At 42.4% G+C, this 15929-nt stretch carries 14 protein-coding genes, 9 tRNA genes and 3 rRNA genes; 4 read left to right on the top strand and 22 right to left on the bottom strand.

Translation table 11 applies throughout. The annotated features are described in order from the left end of the window. Nucleotides 1-14: 14 nt before the first annotated feature. Nucleotides 15-578 carry an RNA polymerase sigma factor SigW gene (sigW, locus tag JNUCC25_RS00970; protein WP_013054969.1) on the bottom strand — a complete coding sequence of 188 codons (564 nt, stop codon included), beginning with the start codon at nt 576-578 and terminating at the stop codon, nt 15-17. A 164-nt stretch (nt 579-742) separates the two neighbouring features. Between sigW and JNUCC25_RS00965 the strand changes: the two genes are divergently transcribed. Next, nucleotides 743-904 (top strand): aspartyl-phosphate phosphatase Spo0E family protein, encoded by a 162-nt coding sequence (locus JNUCC25_RS00965; RefSeq protein WP_013054968.1) that lies wholly within the window; start codon nt 743-745, stop codon nt 902-904. Between the two features lie 82 nt (nt 905-986). Here JNUCC25_RS00965 and rocF read toward each other — a convergent pair whose 3' ends face one another. The 14 genes from rocF to JNUCC25_RS00895 form a co-directional block, all read right to left on the bottom strand. Beyond that, on the bottom strand, nt 987-1886 hold the full coding sequence (gene rocF / locus JNUCC25_RS00960; protein ID WP_013054967.1) for an arginase: 900 nt from the start codon (nt 1884-1886) through the stop codon (nt 987-989). A gap of 163 nt (nt 1887-2049) precedes the next feature. Then, nucleotides 2050-2125, bottom strand: a tRNA-Ala gene (locus JNUCC25_RS00955). Between the two features lie 21 nt (nt 2126-2146). Then, nucleotides 2147-2221 (bottom strand) — tRNA-Gly (locus JNUCC25_RS00950). A gap of 9 nt (nt 2222-2230) precedes the next feature. Next, a tRNA-Lys gene (locus JNUCC25_RS00945) sits at nt 2231-2303 on the bottom strand. Nucleotides 2304-2307: 4 nt separating this feature from the next. Then, nucleotides 2308-2382, bottom strand: a tRNA-Gln gene (locus JNUCC25_RS00940). Nucleotides 2383-2389: 7 nt separating this feature from the next. Next, nucleotides 2390-2473 (bottom strand) — tRNA-Tyr (locus tag JNUCC25_RS00935). A gap of 8 nt (nt 2474-2481) precedes the next feature. Further along, nucleotides 2482-2557, bottom strand: a tRNA-Thr gene (locus JNUCC25_RS00930). 4 nt (nt 2558-2561) lie between these two features. Further along, nucleotides 2562-2637 (bottom strand) — tRNA-Val (locus tag JNUCC25_RS00925). A gap of 23 nt (nt 2638-2660) precedes the next feature. Beyond that, a tRNA-Glu gene (locus tag JNUCC25_RS00920) sits at nt 2661-2735 on the bottom strand. Between the two features lie 3 nt (nt 2736-2738). Further along, nucleotides 2739-2813 (bottom strand) — tRNA-Asn (locus JNUCC25_RS00915). A gap of 9 nt (nt 2814-2822) precedes the next feature. Next, nucleotides 2823-2938 (bottom strand): 5S ribosomal RNA (gene rrf, locus JNUCC25_RS00910). Between the two features lie 110 nt (nt 2939-3048). After that, nucleotides 3049-5984 (bottom strand): 23S ribosomal RNA (locus JNUCC25_RS00905). A gap of 226 nt (nt 5985-6210) precedes the next feature. Then, nucleotides 6211-7762: ribosomal RNA gene (locus tag JNUCC25_RS00900) — 16S ribosomal RNA — on the bottom strand. Together the 16S, 23S and 5S rRNA genes with 9 tRNA genes alongside form the textbook arrangement of a ribosomal RNA operon. Before the next feature lie 255 nt (nt 7763-8017). Continuing rightward, nucleotides 8018-8218, bottom strand: coding sequence for a hypothetical protein (locus tag JNUCC25_RS00895; RefSeq protein WP_014462000.1), 201 nt, complete (start codon nt 8216-8218; stop codon nt 8018-8020). 135 nt (nt 8219-8353) lie between these two features. On the opposite strand from JNUCC25_RS00895, the gene pdaB reads away from it, so the two are divergent. Continuing rightward, nucleotides 8354-9118 carry a polysaccharide deacetylase family sporulation protein PdaB gene (gene pdaB, locus JNUCC25_RS00890; protein ID WP_014462001.1) on the top strand — a complete coding sequence of 255 codons (765 nt, stop codon included), beginning with the start codon at nt 8354-8356 and terminating at the stop codon, nt 9116-9118. 44 nt (nt 9119-9162) lie between these two features. Here the strand turns inward: pdaB and JNUCC25_RS00885 are convergent, their stop codons facing one another. Continuing rightward, on the bottom strand, nt 9163-9783 hold the full coding sequence (locus JNUCC25_RS00885) for a KinB-signaling pathway activation protein (protein ID WP_013054965.1): 621 nt from the start codon (nt 9781-9783) through the stop codon (nt 9163-9165). A gap of 145 nt (nt 9784-9928) precedes the next feature. Here JNUCC25_RS00885 and gerD point away from each other — a divergent pair, with 145 nt between their 5' ends. Both gerD and JNUCC25_RS00875 read left to right on the top strand, forming a co-directional pair. Next, nucleotides 9929-10558 carry a spore germination lipoprotein GerD gene (gerD, locus tag JNUCC25_RS00880; RefSeq protein WP_029325227.1) on the top strand — a complete coding sequence of 210 codons (630 nt, stop codon included), beginning with the start codon at nt 9929-9931 and terminating at the stop codon, nt 10556-10558. Nucleotides 10559-10745: 187 nt separating this feature from the next. Beyond that, the gene (locus JNUCC25_RS00875; protein ID WP_013054963.1) at nt 10746-11654 is read left to right on the top strand and encodes a LysR family transcriptional regulator; all 909 of its coding nucleotides are present in this window, start codon (nt 10746-10748) and stop codon (nt 11652-11654) included. A 38-nt stretch (nt 11655-11692) separates the two neighbouring features. Here JNUCC25_RS00875 and JNUCC25_RS00870 read toward each other — a convergent pair whose 3' ends face one another. The 6 genes from JNUCC25_RS00870 to truA form a co-directional block, all read right to left on the bottom strand. Then, nucleotides 11693-12766: an Mrp/NBP35 family ATP-binding protein gene (locus tag JNUCC25_RS00870; RefSeq protein WP_013054962.1), complete on the bottom strand. Its 1074-nt coding sequence runs from the start codon at nt 12764-12766 to the stop codon at nt 11693-11695. 90 nt (nt 12767-12856) lie between these two features. Beyond that, on the bottom strand, nt 12857-13564 hold the full coding sequence (cwlD, locus tag JNUCC25_RS00865) for an N-acetylmuramoyl-L-alanine amidase CwlD (protein ID WP_013054961.1): 708 nt from the start codon (nt 13562-13564) through the stop codon (nt 12857-12859). A 70-nt stretch (nt 13565-13634) separates the two neighbouring features. Beyond that, the gene (locus tag JNUCC25_RS00860) at nt 13635-14057 is read right to left on the bottom strand and encodes a DUF2521 family protein (protein WP_013054960.1); all 423 of its coding nucleotides are present in this window, start codon (nt 14055-14057) and stop codon (nt 13635-13637) included. Between the two features lie 111 nt (nt 14058-14168). Continuing rightward, nucleotides 14169-14561, bottom strand: a complete 393-nt coding sequence (rpsI, locus tag JNUCC25_RS00855) for a 30S ribosomal protein S9 (protein ID WP_013054959.1) — start codon at nt 14559-14561, stop codon at nt 14169-14171. Between the two features lie 22 nt (nt 14562-14583). Further along, nucleotides 14584-15021: a 50S ribosomal protein L13 gene (rplM, locus tag JNUCC25_RS00850; protein ID WP_013054958.1), complete on the bottom strand. Its 438-nt coding sequence runs from the start codon at nt 15019-15021 to the stop codon at nt 14584-14586. A 156-nt stretch (nt 15022-15177) separates the two neighbouring features. After that, nucleotides 15178-15918 carry a tRNA pseudouridine(38-40) synthase TruA gene (gene truA, locus JNUCC25_RS00845; protein ID WP_013054957.1) on the bottom strand — a complete coding sequence of 247 codons (741 nt, stop codon included), beginning with the start codon at nt 15916-15918 and terminating at the stop codon, nt 15178-15180. Between the last annotated feature and the right edge of the window lie 11 nt (nt 15919-15929).

Here is a 15929-nt window from a genome sequence, read left to right as displayed (position 1 = left end):
TCTTAGTTCACTCCTTACAAGTGGCGAAGTCGATTTCTTAAAGCTTCACGTCCTCTATGAATTCTAGTCTTTACCGTACCAAGAGGCAGGTCTAAAATATCGCTGATTTCTTTTAACGACAGCTCATCTATATATTTTAGGACAATGACAGTTCGATATTTCTCAGGTAGCTTTAATATTTCCGACTGAATGAATTCTTGCAATTCTACTTGCTCTAGTTCTTCTTCTGGTAAGGCCTGATCGGCAGCTATTTGAGAGTACATATTTAACCCGTCGGTCCCGGCTACTTCTGCATCTAAATAATAGTCTGGCTTTTTTTTACGAATTCGATCAATACAAAGATTTGTAGCAATTCGATATAACCAGGTGGAAAACTTTTTACTCGTGTCATAGCTATGAATATTTACATAGGCTCGAATAAACGCTTCTTGGGCAGCGTCTTGCGCTTCTTCCCGGTTTCCTAACATTCGATAACATAGATGAAAAAGTTTATCCTTGTGATATTCTACTATGTCAGCAAACGCATCCTGGTCACCTTTTTTTACTTTTTTTATTTTTCTTTTTAATAATAAATCCATGTAACGGTTACCTCCGCCCATTGCGGGATAGTATATATACGTGTACTTTATCATAAAGTTTCACTTATGCTTAATTATTTTAACAAAAATTTGTCAAATACGTTTAAAAAGATCGTACGTAGGTTATGTAATTAGTATAGATGAAAAGAAGAGGAGTGGAAAGCTTGACTCATACAAAAGAGAACCTTTTGAATCAAATTGAAGAATGTAGAAATAACATGGTCACTCTTGCAGCAGAAAACCCTTTATCATCACTAACAGTAGTGAGAGTAAGTTCAGAGCTAGATGGTTTATTAAATGAATATGAAAAGTTTTTCTCTATATAAAGAAGCTCTCGAATCCGAACTAAGAGCTTCTTTTTTTTATCTTCATATATATTTCATGTACCTTTTGGTAGGTACTAATGTTTTATACTAATTTCTCTCCTAAAAGTGAGCCCATTAATGCAACAGCTACGGTAGCTGTTTTATTCCGTTCATCTAAAATAGGATTTACTTCCACAAACTCAGCAGAAGTGATTAGCTGAGATTCTGCTAACATCTCCATAGCTAAATGACTTTCTCTGTAGCTTATTCCACCGATAACTGGCGTTCCTACTCCAGGTGCATCATGTGGATCCAATCCATCTAAATCGAGTGATAGATGAACGCCATCTGTTTTATCACGCAAATATAAAATTGTTTCTTCCATTACTTTTGTCATACCCATTCGATCTATCTCATGCATCGTATACACTTTAATCCCTTTTTCCTTTATTAACTCTTTTTCTCCTTCATCTAAAGAACGTGCTCCGATAATCACAATATTTTCCGGCTTGACTTTAGGTGTATAACCACCAATTCGAGTCAATGCGTCGTCTCCTATACCTATACTTGCCGCCAATGGCATACCGTGAATATTTCCTGAAGGAGACGTATCTGCTGTATTCAAATCTCCGTGTGCATCATACCAAATCACGCCCAAGTTTTTATAATGACGACTTACTCCTGCTAGTGTTCCGATAGCGATGCTGTGATCTCCCCCCAGTACTAAAGGAAACCTTTTATTTGTAATAACATCACTTACGGTCTGAGCAAGCCTCTCGCTAGCATCTGCTACAGCTTTTAAATTCTTTAAGTTTGTATTTTCATCACTATGTACTCGTTCAGCTAAGGCAATTTCAATATTCCCTTTATCTTCTACACTATATCCAATATTCTCGATGCGTTCAATAACACCTGCATATCGTATCGCACTTGGCCCCATATCGACCCCTCGGCGAGTTTGACCTAAATCCATTGGTACTCCAATAATTGAAAGCTTATTCATAATATGTCCCCCCATCACAAATGTTGCTACTCTCCTATTGTAACGGCTAAATGAGCGATGGCTCAACTCGACACTTTTTTGAATATATATACAATTCTAATTTGTAGAAACTACATAAAAAAACCTTTAAGCAATTTGCTTAAAGGTTGTATGTTTATATGTATGGTGGAGCCTAGCGGGATCGAACCGCTGACCTCCTGCGTGCAAGGCAGGCGCTCTCCCAGCTGAGCTAAGGCCCCAATATCTTTTTTATATAGAAATGGAGCGGAAGACGAGGTTCGAACTCGCGACCCCCACCTTGGCAAGGTGGTGTTCTACCACTGAACTACTTCCGCTTATTAAAATGAGCCATGAAGGACTCGAACCTTCGACCCTCTGATTAAAAGTCAGATGCTCTACCAACTGAGCTAATGGCTCTCTATGGCTGGGCTAGCTGGATTCGAACCAACGCATGACGGAATCAAAATCCGTTGCCTTACCGCTTGGCGATAGCCCAATAAAAATGGTGGAGGGGGGCAGATTCGAACTGCCGAACCCGAAGGAGCGGATTTACAGTCCGCCGCGTTTAGCCACTTCGCTACCCCTCCAATATAAATGGTGCCGGCAAGAGGACTTGAACCCCCAACCTACTGATTACAAGTCAGTTGCTCTACCAGTTGAGCTACACCGGCACGGTGGTGGAGGATGACGGGATCGAACCGCCGACCCCCTGCTTGTAAGGCAGGTGCTCTCCCAGCTGAGCTAATCCTCCACTATTATGTAGATAAAAATAAATGGTGACCCGTACGGGATTCGAACCCGTGTTACCGCCGTGAAAGGGCGGTGTCTTAACCGCTTGACCAACGGGCCAGTTGGCTCCACAGGTAGGACTCGAACCTACGACCGATCGGTTAACAGCCGATAGCTCTACCACTGAGCTACTGTGGAATAATAATAGCCTGGCAACGTCCTACTCTCACAGGGACAAAGTCCCAACTACCATTGGCGCTAAAGAGCTTAACTTCCGTGTTCGGTATGGGAACGGGTGTGACCTCTTCGCTATCGCCACCAGACATATTATATTATACATGATTTGATAAAGAAAGCAAGACTTTTTTGGAAAAGTTTTGTTCTCTCAAAACTAGGTAACAGTTTGCTGAGTAAAGCTTACGCTTTTAAAAGTTTGGTTAAGTCCTCGATCGATTAGTATCAGTCAGCTACACATGTCGCCACGCTTCCACCTCTGACCTATCAACCTGATCATCTTTCAGGGATCTTACTAGCTTGCGCTATGGGAAATCTCATCTTGAGGGGGGCTTCATGCTTAGATGCTTTCAGCACTTATCCCGTCCACACATAGCTACCCAGCGATGCCTTTGGCAAGACAACTGGTACACCAGCGGTGTGTCCATCCCGGTCCTCTCGTACTAAGGACAGCTCCTCTCAAATTTCCTACGCCCACGACGGATAGGGACCGAACTGTCTCACGACGTTCTGAACCCAGCTCGCGTACCGCTTTAATGGGCGAACAGCCCAACCCTTGGGACCGACTACAGCCCCAGGATGCGATGAGCCGACATCGAGGTGCCAAACCTCCCCGTCGATGTGGACTCTTGGGGGAGATAAGCCTGTTATCCCCGGGGTAGCTTTTATCCGTTGAGCGATGGCCCTTCCATGCGGAACCACCGGATCACTAAGCCCGACTTTCGTCCCTGCTCGACTTGTAGGTCTCGCAGTCAAGCTCCCTTGTGCCTTTACACTCTACGAATGATTTCCAACCATTCTGAGGGAACCTTTGGGCGCCTCCGTTACATTTTAGGAGGCGACCGCCCCAGTCAAACTGCCCACCTGACACTGTCTCCCGGCCCGATCAGGGCCGCGGGTTAGAATTTCAATACAGCCAGGGTAGTATCCCACCGACGCCTCCACCGAAGCTAGCGCTCCGGCTTCTCAGGCTCCTACCTATCCTGTACAAGCTGTACCAAAATTCAATATCAGGCTACAGTAAAGCTCCACGGGGTCTTTCCGTCCTGTCGCGGGTAACCTGCATCTTCACAGGTACTATAATTTCACCGAGTCTCTCGTTGAGACAGTGCCCAGATCGTTACGCCTTTCGTGCGGGTCGGAACTTACCCGACAAGGAATTTCGCTACCTTAGGACCGTTATAGTTACGGCCGCCGTTTACTGGGGCTTCGATTCAGAGCTTCTCCCAAAGGATAACCCCTCCTCTTAACCTTCCAGCACCGGGCAGGCGTCAGCCCCTATACTTCGCCTTGCGGCTTCGCAGAGACCTGTGTTTTTGCTAAACAGTCGCCTGGGCCTATTCACTGCGGCTCTCTCGGGCTATACACCCTACCAGAGCACCCCTTCTCCCGAAGTTACGGGGTCATTTTGCCGAGTTCCTTAACGAGAGTTCTCTCGATCACCTTAGGATTCTCTCCTCGCCTACCTGTGTCGGTTTGCGGTACGGGCACCTCCCGCCTCGCTAGAGGCTTTTCTTGGCAGTGTGGAATCAGGAACTTCGGTACTATAATTCCCTCGTCATCACAGCTCAGCCTTTATGATGAGCGGATTTGCCTACTCATCAGCCTAACTGCTTGAACGCGCATATCCAGCAGCGCGCTTACCCTATCCTACTGCGTCCCCCCATTACTCAAACGGCGGGGAGGTGGTACAGGAATATCAACCTGTTGGCCATCGCCTACGCTTTTCAGCCTCGGCTTAGGTCCCGACTAACCCTGAGCGGACGAGCCTTCCTCAGGAAACCTTAGGCATTCGGTGGACAAGATTCTCACTTGTCTTTCGCTACTCATACCGGCATTCTCACTTCTAAGCGCTCCACCAGTCCTTACGGTCTGACTTCACAGCACTTAGAACGCTCTCCTACCACTGACATCTAAGATGTCAATCCACAGCTTCGGTGATACGTTTAGCCCCGGTACATTTTCGGCGCAGAGTCACTCGACCAGTGAGCTATTACGCACTCTTTAAATGGTGGCTGCTTCTAAGCCAACATCCTGGTTGTCTAAGCAACTCCACATCCTTTTCCACTTAACGTATACTTGGGGACCTTAGCTGGTGGTCTGGGCTGTTTCCCTTTTGACTACGGATCTTATCACTCGCAGTCTGACTCCCATGGATAAGTCTTTGGCATTCGGAGTTTGACTGAATTCGGTAACCCGTTGGGGGCCCCTAGTCCAATCAGTGCTCTACCTCCAAGACTCTCACAACATGAGGCTAGCCCTAAAGCTATTTCGGAGAGAACCAGCTATCTCCAGGTTCGATTGGAATTTCTCCGCTACCCACACCTCATCCCCGCACTTTTCAACGTGCGTGGGTTCGGGCCTCCATTCAGTGTTACCTGAACTTCACCCTGGACATGGGTAGATCACCTGGTTTCGGGTCTACAACCACATACTAAACGCCCTATTCAGACTCGCTTTCGCTACGGCTCCGCCTTATCAGCTTAACCTTGCATGGGATCGTAACTCGCCGGTTCATTCTACAAAAGGCACGCCATCACCCGTTAACGGGCTCTGACTACTTGTAGGCACACGGTTTCAGGATCTCTTTCACTCCCCTTCCGGGGTGCTTTTCACCTTTCCCTCACGGTACTGGTTCACTATCGGTCACTAGGTAGTATTTAGCCTTGGGAGATGGTCCTCCCAGCTTCCGACGGAATTTCACGTGTTCCGCCGTACTCAGGATCCACTCAAGAGGGAACGAAGTTTCAACTACAGGGTTGTTACCTTCTTCGACGGACCTTTCCAGGTCGCTTCATTTACTTCGTTCCTTTGTAACTCCGTATAGAGTGTCCTACAACCCCAAGAGGCAAGCCTCTTGGTTTGGGCTAATTCCGTTTCGCTCGCCGCTACTCAGGAAATCGCATTTGCTTTCTCTTCCTCCGGGTACTTAGATGTTTCAGTTCCCCGGGTCTGCCTTCAATATCCTATGTATTCAGATAAAGATACTGTTCCATTACGAACAGTGGGTTTCCCCATTCGGAAATCTCCGGATCAAAGCTCACTTACAGCTCCCCGAAGCATATCGGTGTTAGTCCCGTCCTTCATCGGCTCCTAGTGCCAAGGCATTCACCGTGCGCCCTTTCTAACTTAACCATTAGCGAATAAATGGTACAACATAATGTTGTGTTATTTATTGATTTGATTAAAGAAAAGTTTCACTTTTCCTCAGCAATTACTGTTATCTAGTTTTCAAAGAACAATCGCAACCAAAATTCTTCTTATTTAGATAAGAAGAAAGTAGTGTGCTTTCTATAATTGAGAGATTGAACTCTCAAAACTGAACAAAGTGTCAAAACGTACGTCATGTAAAAATCCTTAGAAAGGAGGTGATCCAGCCGCACCTTCCGATACGGCTACCTTGTTACGACTTCACCCCAATCATCTGTCCCACCTTAGGCGGCTAGCTCCTTACGGTTACTCCACCGACTTCGGGTGTTACAAACTCTCGTGGTGTGACGGGCGGTGTGTACAAGGCCCGGGAACGTATTCACCGCGGCATGCTGATCCGCGATTACTAGCGATTCCAGCTTCATGTAGGCGAGTTGCAGCCTACAATCCGAACTGAGAATGGTTTTATGGGATTGGCTTGACCTCGCGGTCTTGCAGCCCTTTGTACCATCCATTGTAGCACGTGTGTAGCCCAGGTCATAAGGGGCATGATGATTTGACGTCATCCCCACCTTCCTCCGGTTTGTCACCGGCAGTCACCTTAGAGTGCCCAACTGAATGCTGGCAACTAAGATCAAGGGTTGCGCTCGTTGCGGGACTTAACCCAACATCTCACGACACGAGCTGACGACAACCATGCACCACCTGTCACTCTGTCCCCCGAAGGGGAACGCTCTATCTCTAGAGTTGTCAGAGGATGTCAAGACCTGGTAAGGTTCTTCGCGTTGCTTCGAATTAAACCACATGCTCCACCGCTTGTGCGGGCCCCCGTCAATTCCTTTGAGTTTCAGTCTTGCGACCGTACTCCCCAGGCGGAGTGCTTAATGCGTTAGCTGCAGCACTAAAGGGCGGAAACCCTCTAACACTTAGCACTCATCGTTTACGGCGTGGACTACCAGGGTATCTAATCCTGTTTGCTCCCCACGCTTTCGCGCCTCAGCGTCAGTTACAGACCAAAAAGCCGCCTTCGCCACTGGTGTTCCTCCACATCTCTACGCATTTCACCGCTACACGTGGAATTCCGCTTTTCTCTTCTGCACTCAAGTTCCCCAGTTTCCAATGACCCTCCACGGTTGAGCCGTGGGCTTTCACATCAGACTTAAGAAACCGCCTGCGCGCGCTTTACGCCCAATAATTCCGGATAACGCTTGCCACCTACGTATTACCGCGGCTGCTGGCACGTAGTTAGCCGTGGCTTTCTGGTTAGGTACCGTCAAGGTACGAGCAGTTACTCTCGTACTTGTTCTTCCCTAACAACAGAGTTTTACGACCCGAAAGCCTTCATCACTCACGCGGCGTTGCTCCGTCAGACTTTCGTCCATTGCGGAAGATTCCCTACTGCTGCCTCCCGTAGGAGTCTGGGCCGTGTCTCAGTCCCAGTGTGGCCGATCACCCTCTCAGGTCGGCTATGCATCGTTGCCTTGGTGAGCCGTTACCTCACCAACTAGCTAATGCACCGCGGGCCCATCTGTAAGTGATAGCCGAAACCATCTTTCAATCATCTCCCATGAAGGAGAAGATCCTATCCGGTATTAGCTTCGGTTTCCCGAAGTTATCCCAGTCTTACAGGCAGGTTGCCCACGTGTTACTCACCCGTCCGCCGCTAACGTCATAGAAGCAAGCTTCTAATCAGTTCGCTCGACTTGCATGTATTAGGCACGCCGCCAGCGTTCATCCTGAGCCAGGATCAAACTCTCCGAAGAAATGTTTGACTTGCTCAATTTAAAAAATAAAAATTAACGTTGACGTTTGTCGCTTTGTTCAGTTTTCAAAGTTCAACCGCCGCTCTTGAGCGACTTTTTTATATTAACAAGTTGTCTTTTATTTGTCAACAACTTTTTTAATATTTTATTTCTGATGAATTGCGATTGTTTTCCAATCACTCATCAGCGACATTTAATAATTTAACATCTATACTATATAAAGTCAACACTTTTTGAAAAGTTTTTTTCATTTCATCAAAAAACCTTATTTACTTCCCTGCTTTCACCGAACCTTAGCAAGATCTTTGAAAGGATTTGATACTTCTCTTGAATGTTTCGTTCAAGAACTACATGATTCAAACTTTGTTGAAAAGCAACGTTTGTTCTCTTCATTTCTTCTCTAAGTAGTGCTTCTAACTCTAAACACTCCACCTGATTAAATAAACAAATTTTCATTGATTCACCTGCTTTTTGCGACATTGATTCTCAAACATCAAAATAAAATCACTTCTTCTTTTCCTTACATGTTATTAATTGTAGACAAAACGCATACAAATTAGACAAGTACTACTTATTAAATGAGGTGACAAAATGAATATGTTTTATACTATTCGAGCCAAAAGAATCAAACAAACAATGCTTATCGTAGTTGCTGCGTTTTTTACAAGCTTTTTTCTCTATGCTCAGCAGACGTTTCACTTTCCCGTGTTTTCAACAGATAACGGTCCAAGAGCTGTTTATAAGGCGGATGACAAAAATCCGGAAGTTGCTCTTACATTTAACATCAGCTGGGGAGATGAAAGAGCTATTCCCATTCTGAATGAACTAAAAAGACAGCATATTGAACATGCTACTTTCTTTTTATCTGCTTCATGGGCTGAGCGTCATCCAGATATTGTAGAGCGCATTAAGAAAGAAGGTCACGAAATTGGCACAATGGGCTATGACTATACTTCTTACACAAGCCTAGAACCTAATGAGATTAGACAGGATCTTGCAAAATCAAAGAAAGTCTTTGATTCACTAGGCCTTAAAGATGTTCACCTTCTTCGTCCTCCTAACGGGCAATTTAATAAAGACATCTTAAAATTAACGGCAGATATAGGATATACTACTGTTCACTGGAGCATTGATTCTAAAGACTGGACAAATCCAGGGGTTGAAAAAATTGTCTCGAATGTTACAAAGCCTTTAGACGGGGGGGATATTATATTGCTGCACGCGTCTGACTCCGCTCAACAAACAGCAAAGGCTATTCCATATATCAAGAATTCATTACAAAATAAAAAAGTCTCAAACGTAAGTGTTTCAACATTAATTTCAAATTCAAAAACCCAAGTAAAAGATATCCGCTAAGATCTATTTCCACTGCATATGGAAAGCAAAAGCAGACAAATATGCTATTTGTCTGCTTTTGCTATTCTTGCGTGCGTAAGAAGTTTGGGCAAAATAAGAAGTTGATACATATTACAAATTAGAAGTGGAAACAACATAAGGTAAAGCCAGCTTTCTTCGTTCGTTCGCAGCGCTGGGAACCATTCAATTGTCGTTACAACAATCATAAAAAACAGCGCTGGTACAAAAGCCTCTTTATTCGTCTGCTTTTTCTTTGCATACGCCACTAATAACCCCACCGCTAACAAGAAAACGCTTAACAAAATATACTTGCCTATGCCTTCTCCCGGTTGTTGAAAGAACTTATATCGAAAATAAGCAACGTCAAATAATACAAATAAAACAAATACAATTTGAACCGATTTCCAAAGTGATGCAGATTTAAAAATTCCCAACCCAAATCGGTGAATAGTTAAATATGCAAAAAAACCCATTTGGCTAATTAAACTAAAAATAAACCCTACGCCTACGAGCCATGTTAAAACAGCAACAATTTCTCCTATCTTTCCTTGTTGAAATAAGTGACCGTATTCCCCCCAGCGCACCGCAAACCCAACAACAGCTGTACTTATACCCCCGACAGCTAACGTGGTTAGAAATAGACGAACCCAATTTCGACTATTCACTTCCATCTCCCCCATAAGTTACAAAATTGTACCTTTTCATAAATTGTACCAATCACGTTTTGAAAAATCTAGAGCTCTTTTATGAATAAAAAACCTTGATTATCTCATATTAAGCGTAAGCATATTAGGAAAGGAGCTCATTACTATGAAAAAGCGACTCATGCTCCTCATTTATATAGGAATGTGTATGCTTTTAGCTACAGCCTGTGCACCGCAAGATGAAGAGAACAATGGTATGGATTATGATCAAACAAAGAAAATGGTTGTTGATATTTTAAAAACAGATGAAGGAAAAAAAGCAGTCGAGGCAATTATGAAAGACCCTTCTGTTAGACAAGATATTTTAATGGATCAAAACGCGATAAAAGATACAATTTCTCAAACCCTAGTATCAGATAAAGGCGTGGAATTTTGGAAAAAAGCCATGGATGATCCGAAGTTTGCTGAAAGCTTTGCTAAAAGTTTGGAAAAAGAAAATAAGACGGTCATCAAACAACTGATGAAAGATCCTGAATATCAAGGAATGCTTCAAGATGTTTTAAAGGATCCGGCTATGGAAAAAGAAGTACTGACTGTTTTAAAGAGTAAAGAATATCGCACTTATTTACAAAAGATTATGACCGAAACGTTTGATAGCCCTCTTTATCAATCTAAAATTCAAGACATTCTTTTGAAAGCTGCTGAAGAAACACAAGGTGGACAAAAACAAAGCAGCGACGACGGTGGTTCTTCTTCCTCTGGATCTAATTCAGGGGGAGAACAGCAACAGCAGTGATTAAATACGCATCTCATATGAGGTGCGTATTTAATTATGTCATTTATTTTTATTAAAAAACCTAAATGACTTCTTTATATTTTTTAATACTTAGTATTTTTATTGGAATTGTAAACTTTAATTCTTAGCTTTATGGTAAAATATTAGAAATTAACACAATCGTTTTATAGCAAAAGGAGGGAATTTGATGGAATTTCGCGTTATTAAAACGTTTCAAACCATTGTTCGTTTAGGAAGCTTTCAATTAGCCGCTGAATATTTAAAGTACTCTCAGCCTACCATTACACTGCACATTCAAAAGTTAGAATCCGAACTAGGATTTAAGCTTTTAGAACGAGGAAAAAGCATTAAACTTACTGAAGCAGGTAAAATCTTTTACGAGCGGGCAAATATTTTACTAAAGGAATATGAATATCTAAATAACACCTTAAAGGATTATTCAACAGGCGAAGCTGGCACGATCCGTATAGGTGCTGCGGAACCTACAGCAAGCAGTCGACTGCCTTCCATTCTCTCATTATTTAAAAAAAGATATCCCAACACAGAAATTAGCTTACTCGTTGCAGACGAAAAGCACCTTCATCAACATATACGCAATCAAGAAATTGATTTCGCGATTGGCACTGTCTCAGAATCGTTCAGAGATATAGAATTTGAGGCATTACTAACGGAAAAACTTGTGCTGCTACTACCATTCAATCATGCTCTAACAAAAAGAAAAACAATCTTTGCAAAAGATTTAATACACGAAACGCTGATTACAGCTGGGCAATCTTCCGTTCAAAAGAAAATTGAGCAGCTACTCTTTGAGCGAACAGGCCAGCTGCCTGCTAAAGTCCAGTTAGGCACTATTAGCACACTTCAGCATTTTGTAAAAGAAAACTTAGGAATAGCCGTTGTTCCACAAATAAGCGCAACTCTTCCGCCAGATCAAGTGGTGGTTAAAACAATTCATGACTTGCATGACGGGCCTGCAATCGGCATTTTAAAGCACCAGTCTCACACCGTAAGTACAGCTGGAAAAACATTTTTAGCTCTCTTAAAACAAAACCTTGCATTTGATTTAAAAAAGGCGCAGATTGAACTCTCTGTATAATAACAAAAAGCACGCGCTCGAACAGCGCGTGCTTTTTGTTATTTTCCTGTTGCTGCTTTTTCATTTTCGCAAATAAATGCAATCTTGCTTGCAATCTCTCCATATATTTTACCTAAACGATGCGATTCATCGTAAATGGAAGGTGCAAAATCTTCTTCATTCCAGTCGGGCTGACTTAACGGAAGCTGTCCTAAAAGCTCTGTCTGAAGTTCCTCAGCAAGTTTTGGACCTCCGCCTTTACCAAATACATACTCTTTTTCCCCTGTTAGCTGGCTTTCAAAGTAGGCCATATTTTCTACAACTCCAATTACCTCATGATCAGTTTTCAAAGCCATAGCACCCGCTCTAGCTGCAACAAATGCGGCTGTAGGATGTGGTGTCGTAATAATGACTTCTTTACAAGCAGGAAGCATGGAGTGAACGTCTAATGCGACATCACCTGTTCCGGGAGGTAAGTCTAGTAAAAGATAATCTAATTCTCCCCATTCAACTTCTGTAAAAAAGCTCGTCAACATTTTTCCAAGCATAGGTCCTCGCCAAATAACGGGTGAATTATCTTCTACAAAGAAGCCCATGGAAATAACTTTTACTCCGAAACGGTCAACTGGAATAATCTTTTCACCTTCTACTACAGGACGCTGTGTGATTCCCATCATATCTGGGACGCTGAATCCATAGATGTCAGCATCAATTAAACCAACTTTCTTTCCTAAACGAGCTAGAGAAACGGCCAAGTTAACAGAGACTGTTGATTTACCAACGCCTCCTTTACCGCTGGCAATAGCAATAAATTCAGGTGCATTCGGACTAGTTAGTAAGTTGCCAGTATTCGGTTGCTCAGCGCGGTACTGCTGAAGTTCTTCAGGCGTAAACTCAACAAATCGCAGTCCAACCGACTGTACACCTGCTTTTTTTAATTCTTCTACAATCGTGCCTTGAAGGCTCAGCTGTTCACTAGTACCTGTTTTTGCAACAGCAATCTTCAGGCTTATATGCTGTTTTTCAGCTTTGATTGTTATTTCTTTAATCGCATCTGTTTCTGATAGTTTTTTATTTAAAAATGGATCCGTAATTTCCCCTACTACTTCTTTTACTTGCTTTTCCGTTAGCATACTCCCACCACCATGTTAAAATCTATTTATTTATACTATCAAGTATATCATACATATTAGATTTTTCTGAATAGAAGGATGCTATGCTTTTTATTTGGGCTTTTCTCCAGTAAAATACCGGCTGACTCCTTCATAAATGGATTCAGCTAACTTTTTTTGATAGCGTTTCGATTGAAGCATTTTACGTTCTGTAGGATTTGATAAGAATCCTACTTCAACCAAAGCACCTGGTGGCTTGGAATGCTTAAGAAGGTAAAGCGTTTGAATAGCTTTTGCTTCACGACTCGTATTATCCAGATTATTTCTTAGCTCTTGTTGAATGAGTTTGGCCACTTGCTCGTTTTCTTTTAGGGACCCGTAATAGAAAGTTTGAGCCCCTCTCCACGCAGAGGATGGAATAGCATTCAAGTGAATACTTAAGTACAAATCAGCATTGGATTTATTAATCATCGTTAAGCGATTTTTTAAGTCTTCTACTTTTCTGCGACTGTATCCTCTTGTGTCTTTGGCCGCTAGGTCTTCGTCTTTTTCTCTTGTCATAATAACAAGTGCCCCTTGCTCTTGCAGATAGTCCCGAAGCATTAACGAAATTTTAAGAGTTATTTCTTTTTCAAGCACTTCATCCCCTCCTACGGCTCCTCCATCAACACCGCCGTGTCCAGGATCTAGTACAATAACTTTCCCGCTAAGAGGAAGTGAAAGCGAACCGGATGATGTTCTATGATCTATCTGATATTGTACAATGACAAAAAGAACGAGAAGCGCTATAATTGTGCTCATTATTTTTACTTTAGACATTTTATCCCTTCCCTTCTTGCCTCACCTATTTATTTCTATATGGGACAAGAACGGGAATTATGAGTACTTTTTAATGCAAACGTAACCGACGTCTTTTTTCTGCGGTTCGATAACCTTCTTTCCACCAGTCTTGCACATATCCTTGACACAAATAATACAGACCATCTTGATAAAGATCTGTTACAGACATGCTGACGGCTCCGTACAATGTATCAATTAAAAGAGACTCTTCTTGCTTACTGTGCTTCTGAAAGTCTTCGTAGCCTTTACCACGTTTACTCACCCGGGCACCTAATAAAAATGATTCGATGGCAATATCAAGACAGTACTCCTCCACATGTTCGTCTCCTAGCATATTCCACTGAAACATTGGATGAAAATAACGGCGCAGCCTCTCTTGAAGCAAATCAAACGACAGTTCCCTTAGGACTTTGCGTTCATATTTCATTTCTTTTTCATAACGTTTTTCTTTTAAATATGTAACCTCATTCACGATAACGCCTCCCTTTTTTACATATTGTCTGCACAAGCCTTCGTCTCATACGCAAACAACAAATAAAAAAAGCCCTGGTCCAAAGACCAAGGCTTGAAACGTAATATAAAATTAACGTTTTGAGAATTGTGGTGCACGACGAGCGCCTTTAAGACCGTATTTTTTACGTTCTTTCGCACGAGCGTCACGAGTTAATAGACCAGCACGTTTTAATGTTCCACGGTATTCAGGGTCTGCTTCTAATAAAGCACGAGAGATTCCGTGACGAATAGCGCCAGCTTGACCTGCATAACCTCCACCATTAACGTTTACAAATACGTCATAGTTACCTACAGTTTCAGTTAAAGCAAGTGGTTGTTTTACTACTTCACGTAGTGCAGCAAATGGAATGTATTCTTCGATTTCACGACCGTTGATTGTTACGCGACCGTTACCTGGTACTAAACGTACACGAGCAACAGAGCTTTTACGACGACCAGTTCCGTAATATTGTACCTGTGCCAAGATAATAACCTCCTCTTATTAATTATCCGCGAAGTTCGTAAACTTCTGGTTTTTGTGCTTCATGTGGATGTGTTTCACCAGCATACACATGTAATTTTTTGAACATTTGACGGCCTAGGCTACCTTTTGGAAGCATGCCTTTGATTCCTAATTCAAGCATTTTCTCAGAGTAGTTAGTACGCATTTCTAATGCTGTACGTTGTTTCAAACCACCTGGGTGCATGCTGTGACGGTAATAAATTTTATCAGTTAATTTTTTACCTGTTAGTTCGATTTTTGACGCATTGATAAGGATCACGTGATCACCAGTATCAACATGTGGTGTAAAAGTTGGTTTATGTTTACCGCGTAAGATTGATGCTACTTCACTTGCTAAACGACCTAAAGTTTTACCTTCAGCATCGACAACATACCATTTACGCTCTACTTCGTTTGCTTTCGCCATGAAAGTTGTACGCATGAGTTTCCCTCCTAATTTTCATCATCAATTATAAAATTATTTCAACCTTCTATTTCAACACGATTAATTTCCGGGGCTAACCGTGGGGTTAAAATACATACCATATGATATATTATATCTTTAAGCTACTAATGTCAAGAAAATGTTACACCAGGTTTAGTTGTCATAGAAAACGCGCCATAAATATAGTCCTTGCGAAGGCGCAGTTTTCCCTGCACGAGGACGTGATTTGCTTTCTAGAATATCTTTTATAGCATCTGGTTCAATACGGCCTTGTCCTACTTCTAAAAGCGTTCCAACAAGAATACGAACCATATTATACAGAAAGCCACTTCCAACGAATCTAAACACAAGCTGACTATTCTCTTCATACATATCAATCTTGTAAATCGTACGAATCTTATCTTCCACTTCTGTTCTCGCTGAACAAAAGCTTGTAAAGTCGTGTGTACCGAGTAAATATGTGATGGCTTTTTTCATTTTTGAGTAGTCTAATGGATAAGGGTAATGGTATGCATAAGAACGAGTGAAAGGATTTCGATCTTCGCCGCGCAAAATATGATAGCGATACTCTTTTGAAGTAACGTCATACCGGGCGTGAAAATGTGCATCAACTTCACATACATTCTTCATTACAATATCATCTGGTAGCATTGAATTCAATGCTTTTTTCCACTTATCACATGGAATATTTAGGTTTGTATCAAAATGAATGACTTGCCCCTGTGCATGAACATTTGTGTCCGTTCGTCCAGAGGCGTAAATCGGCACTTTTTTGTTATGCATTTTCTCTAAAACGGCTTCAATCTCCAGTTGAACAGTTCGCTTATTGGGCTGAACTTGATAACCTGAAAAGTGTGTGCCGTCGTATGCAACTATACATTTTAAACGTTTCATCTTTTCACCAA

This window comes from Priestia sp. JNUCC 25, assembly GCF_053667915.1.
Note: the sequence above shows the minus strand (reverse complement) of the source record. Positions and strands in the feature narration are given on the sequence as shown.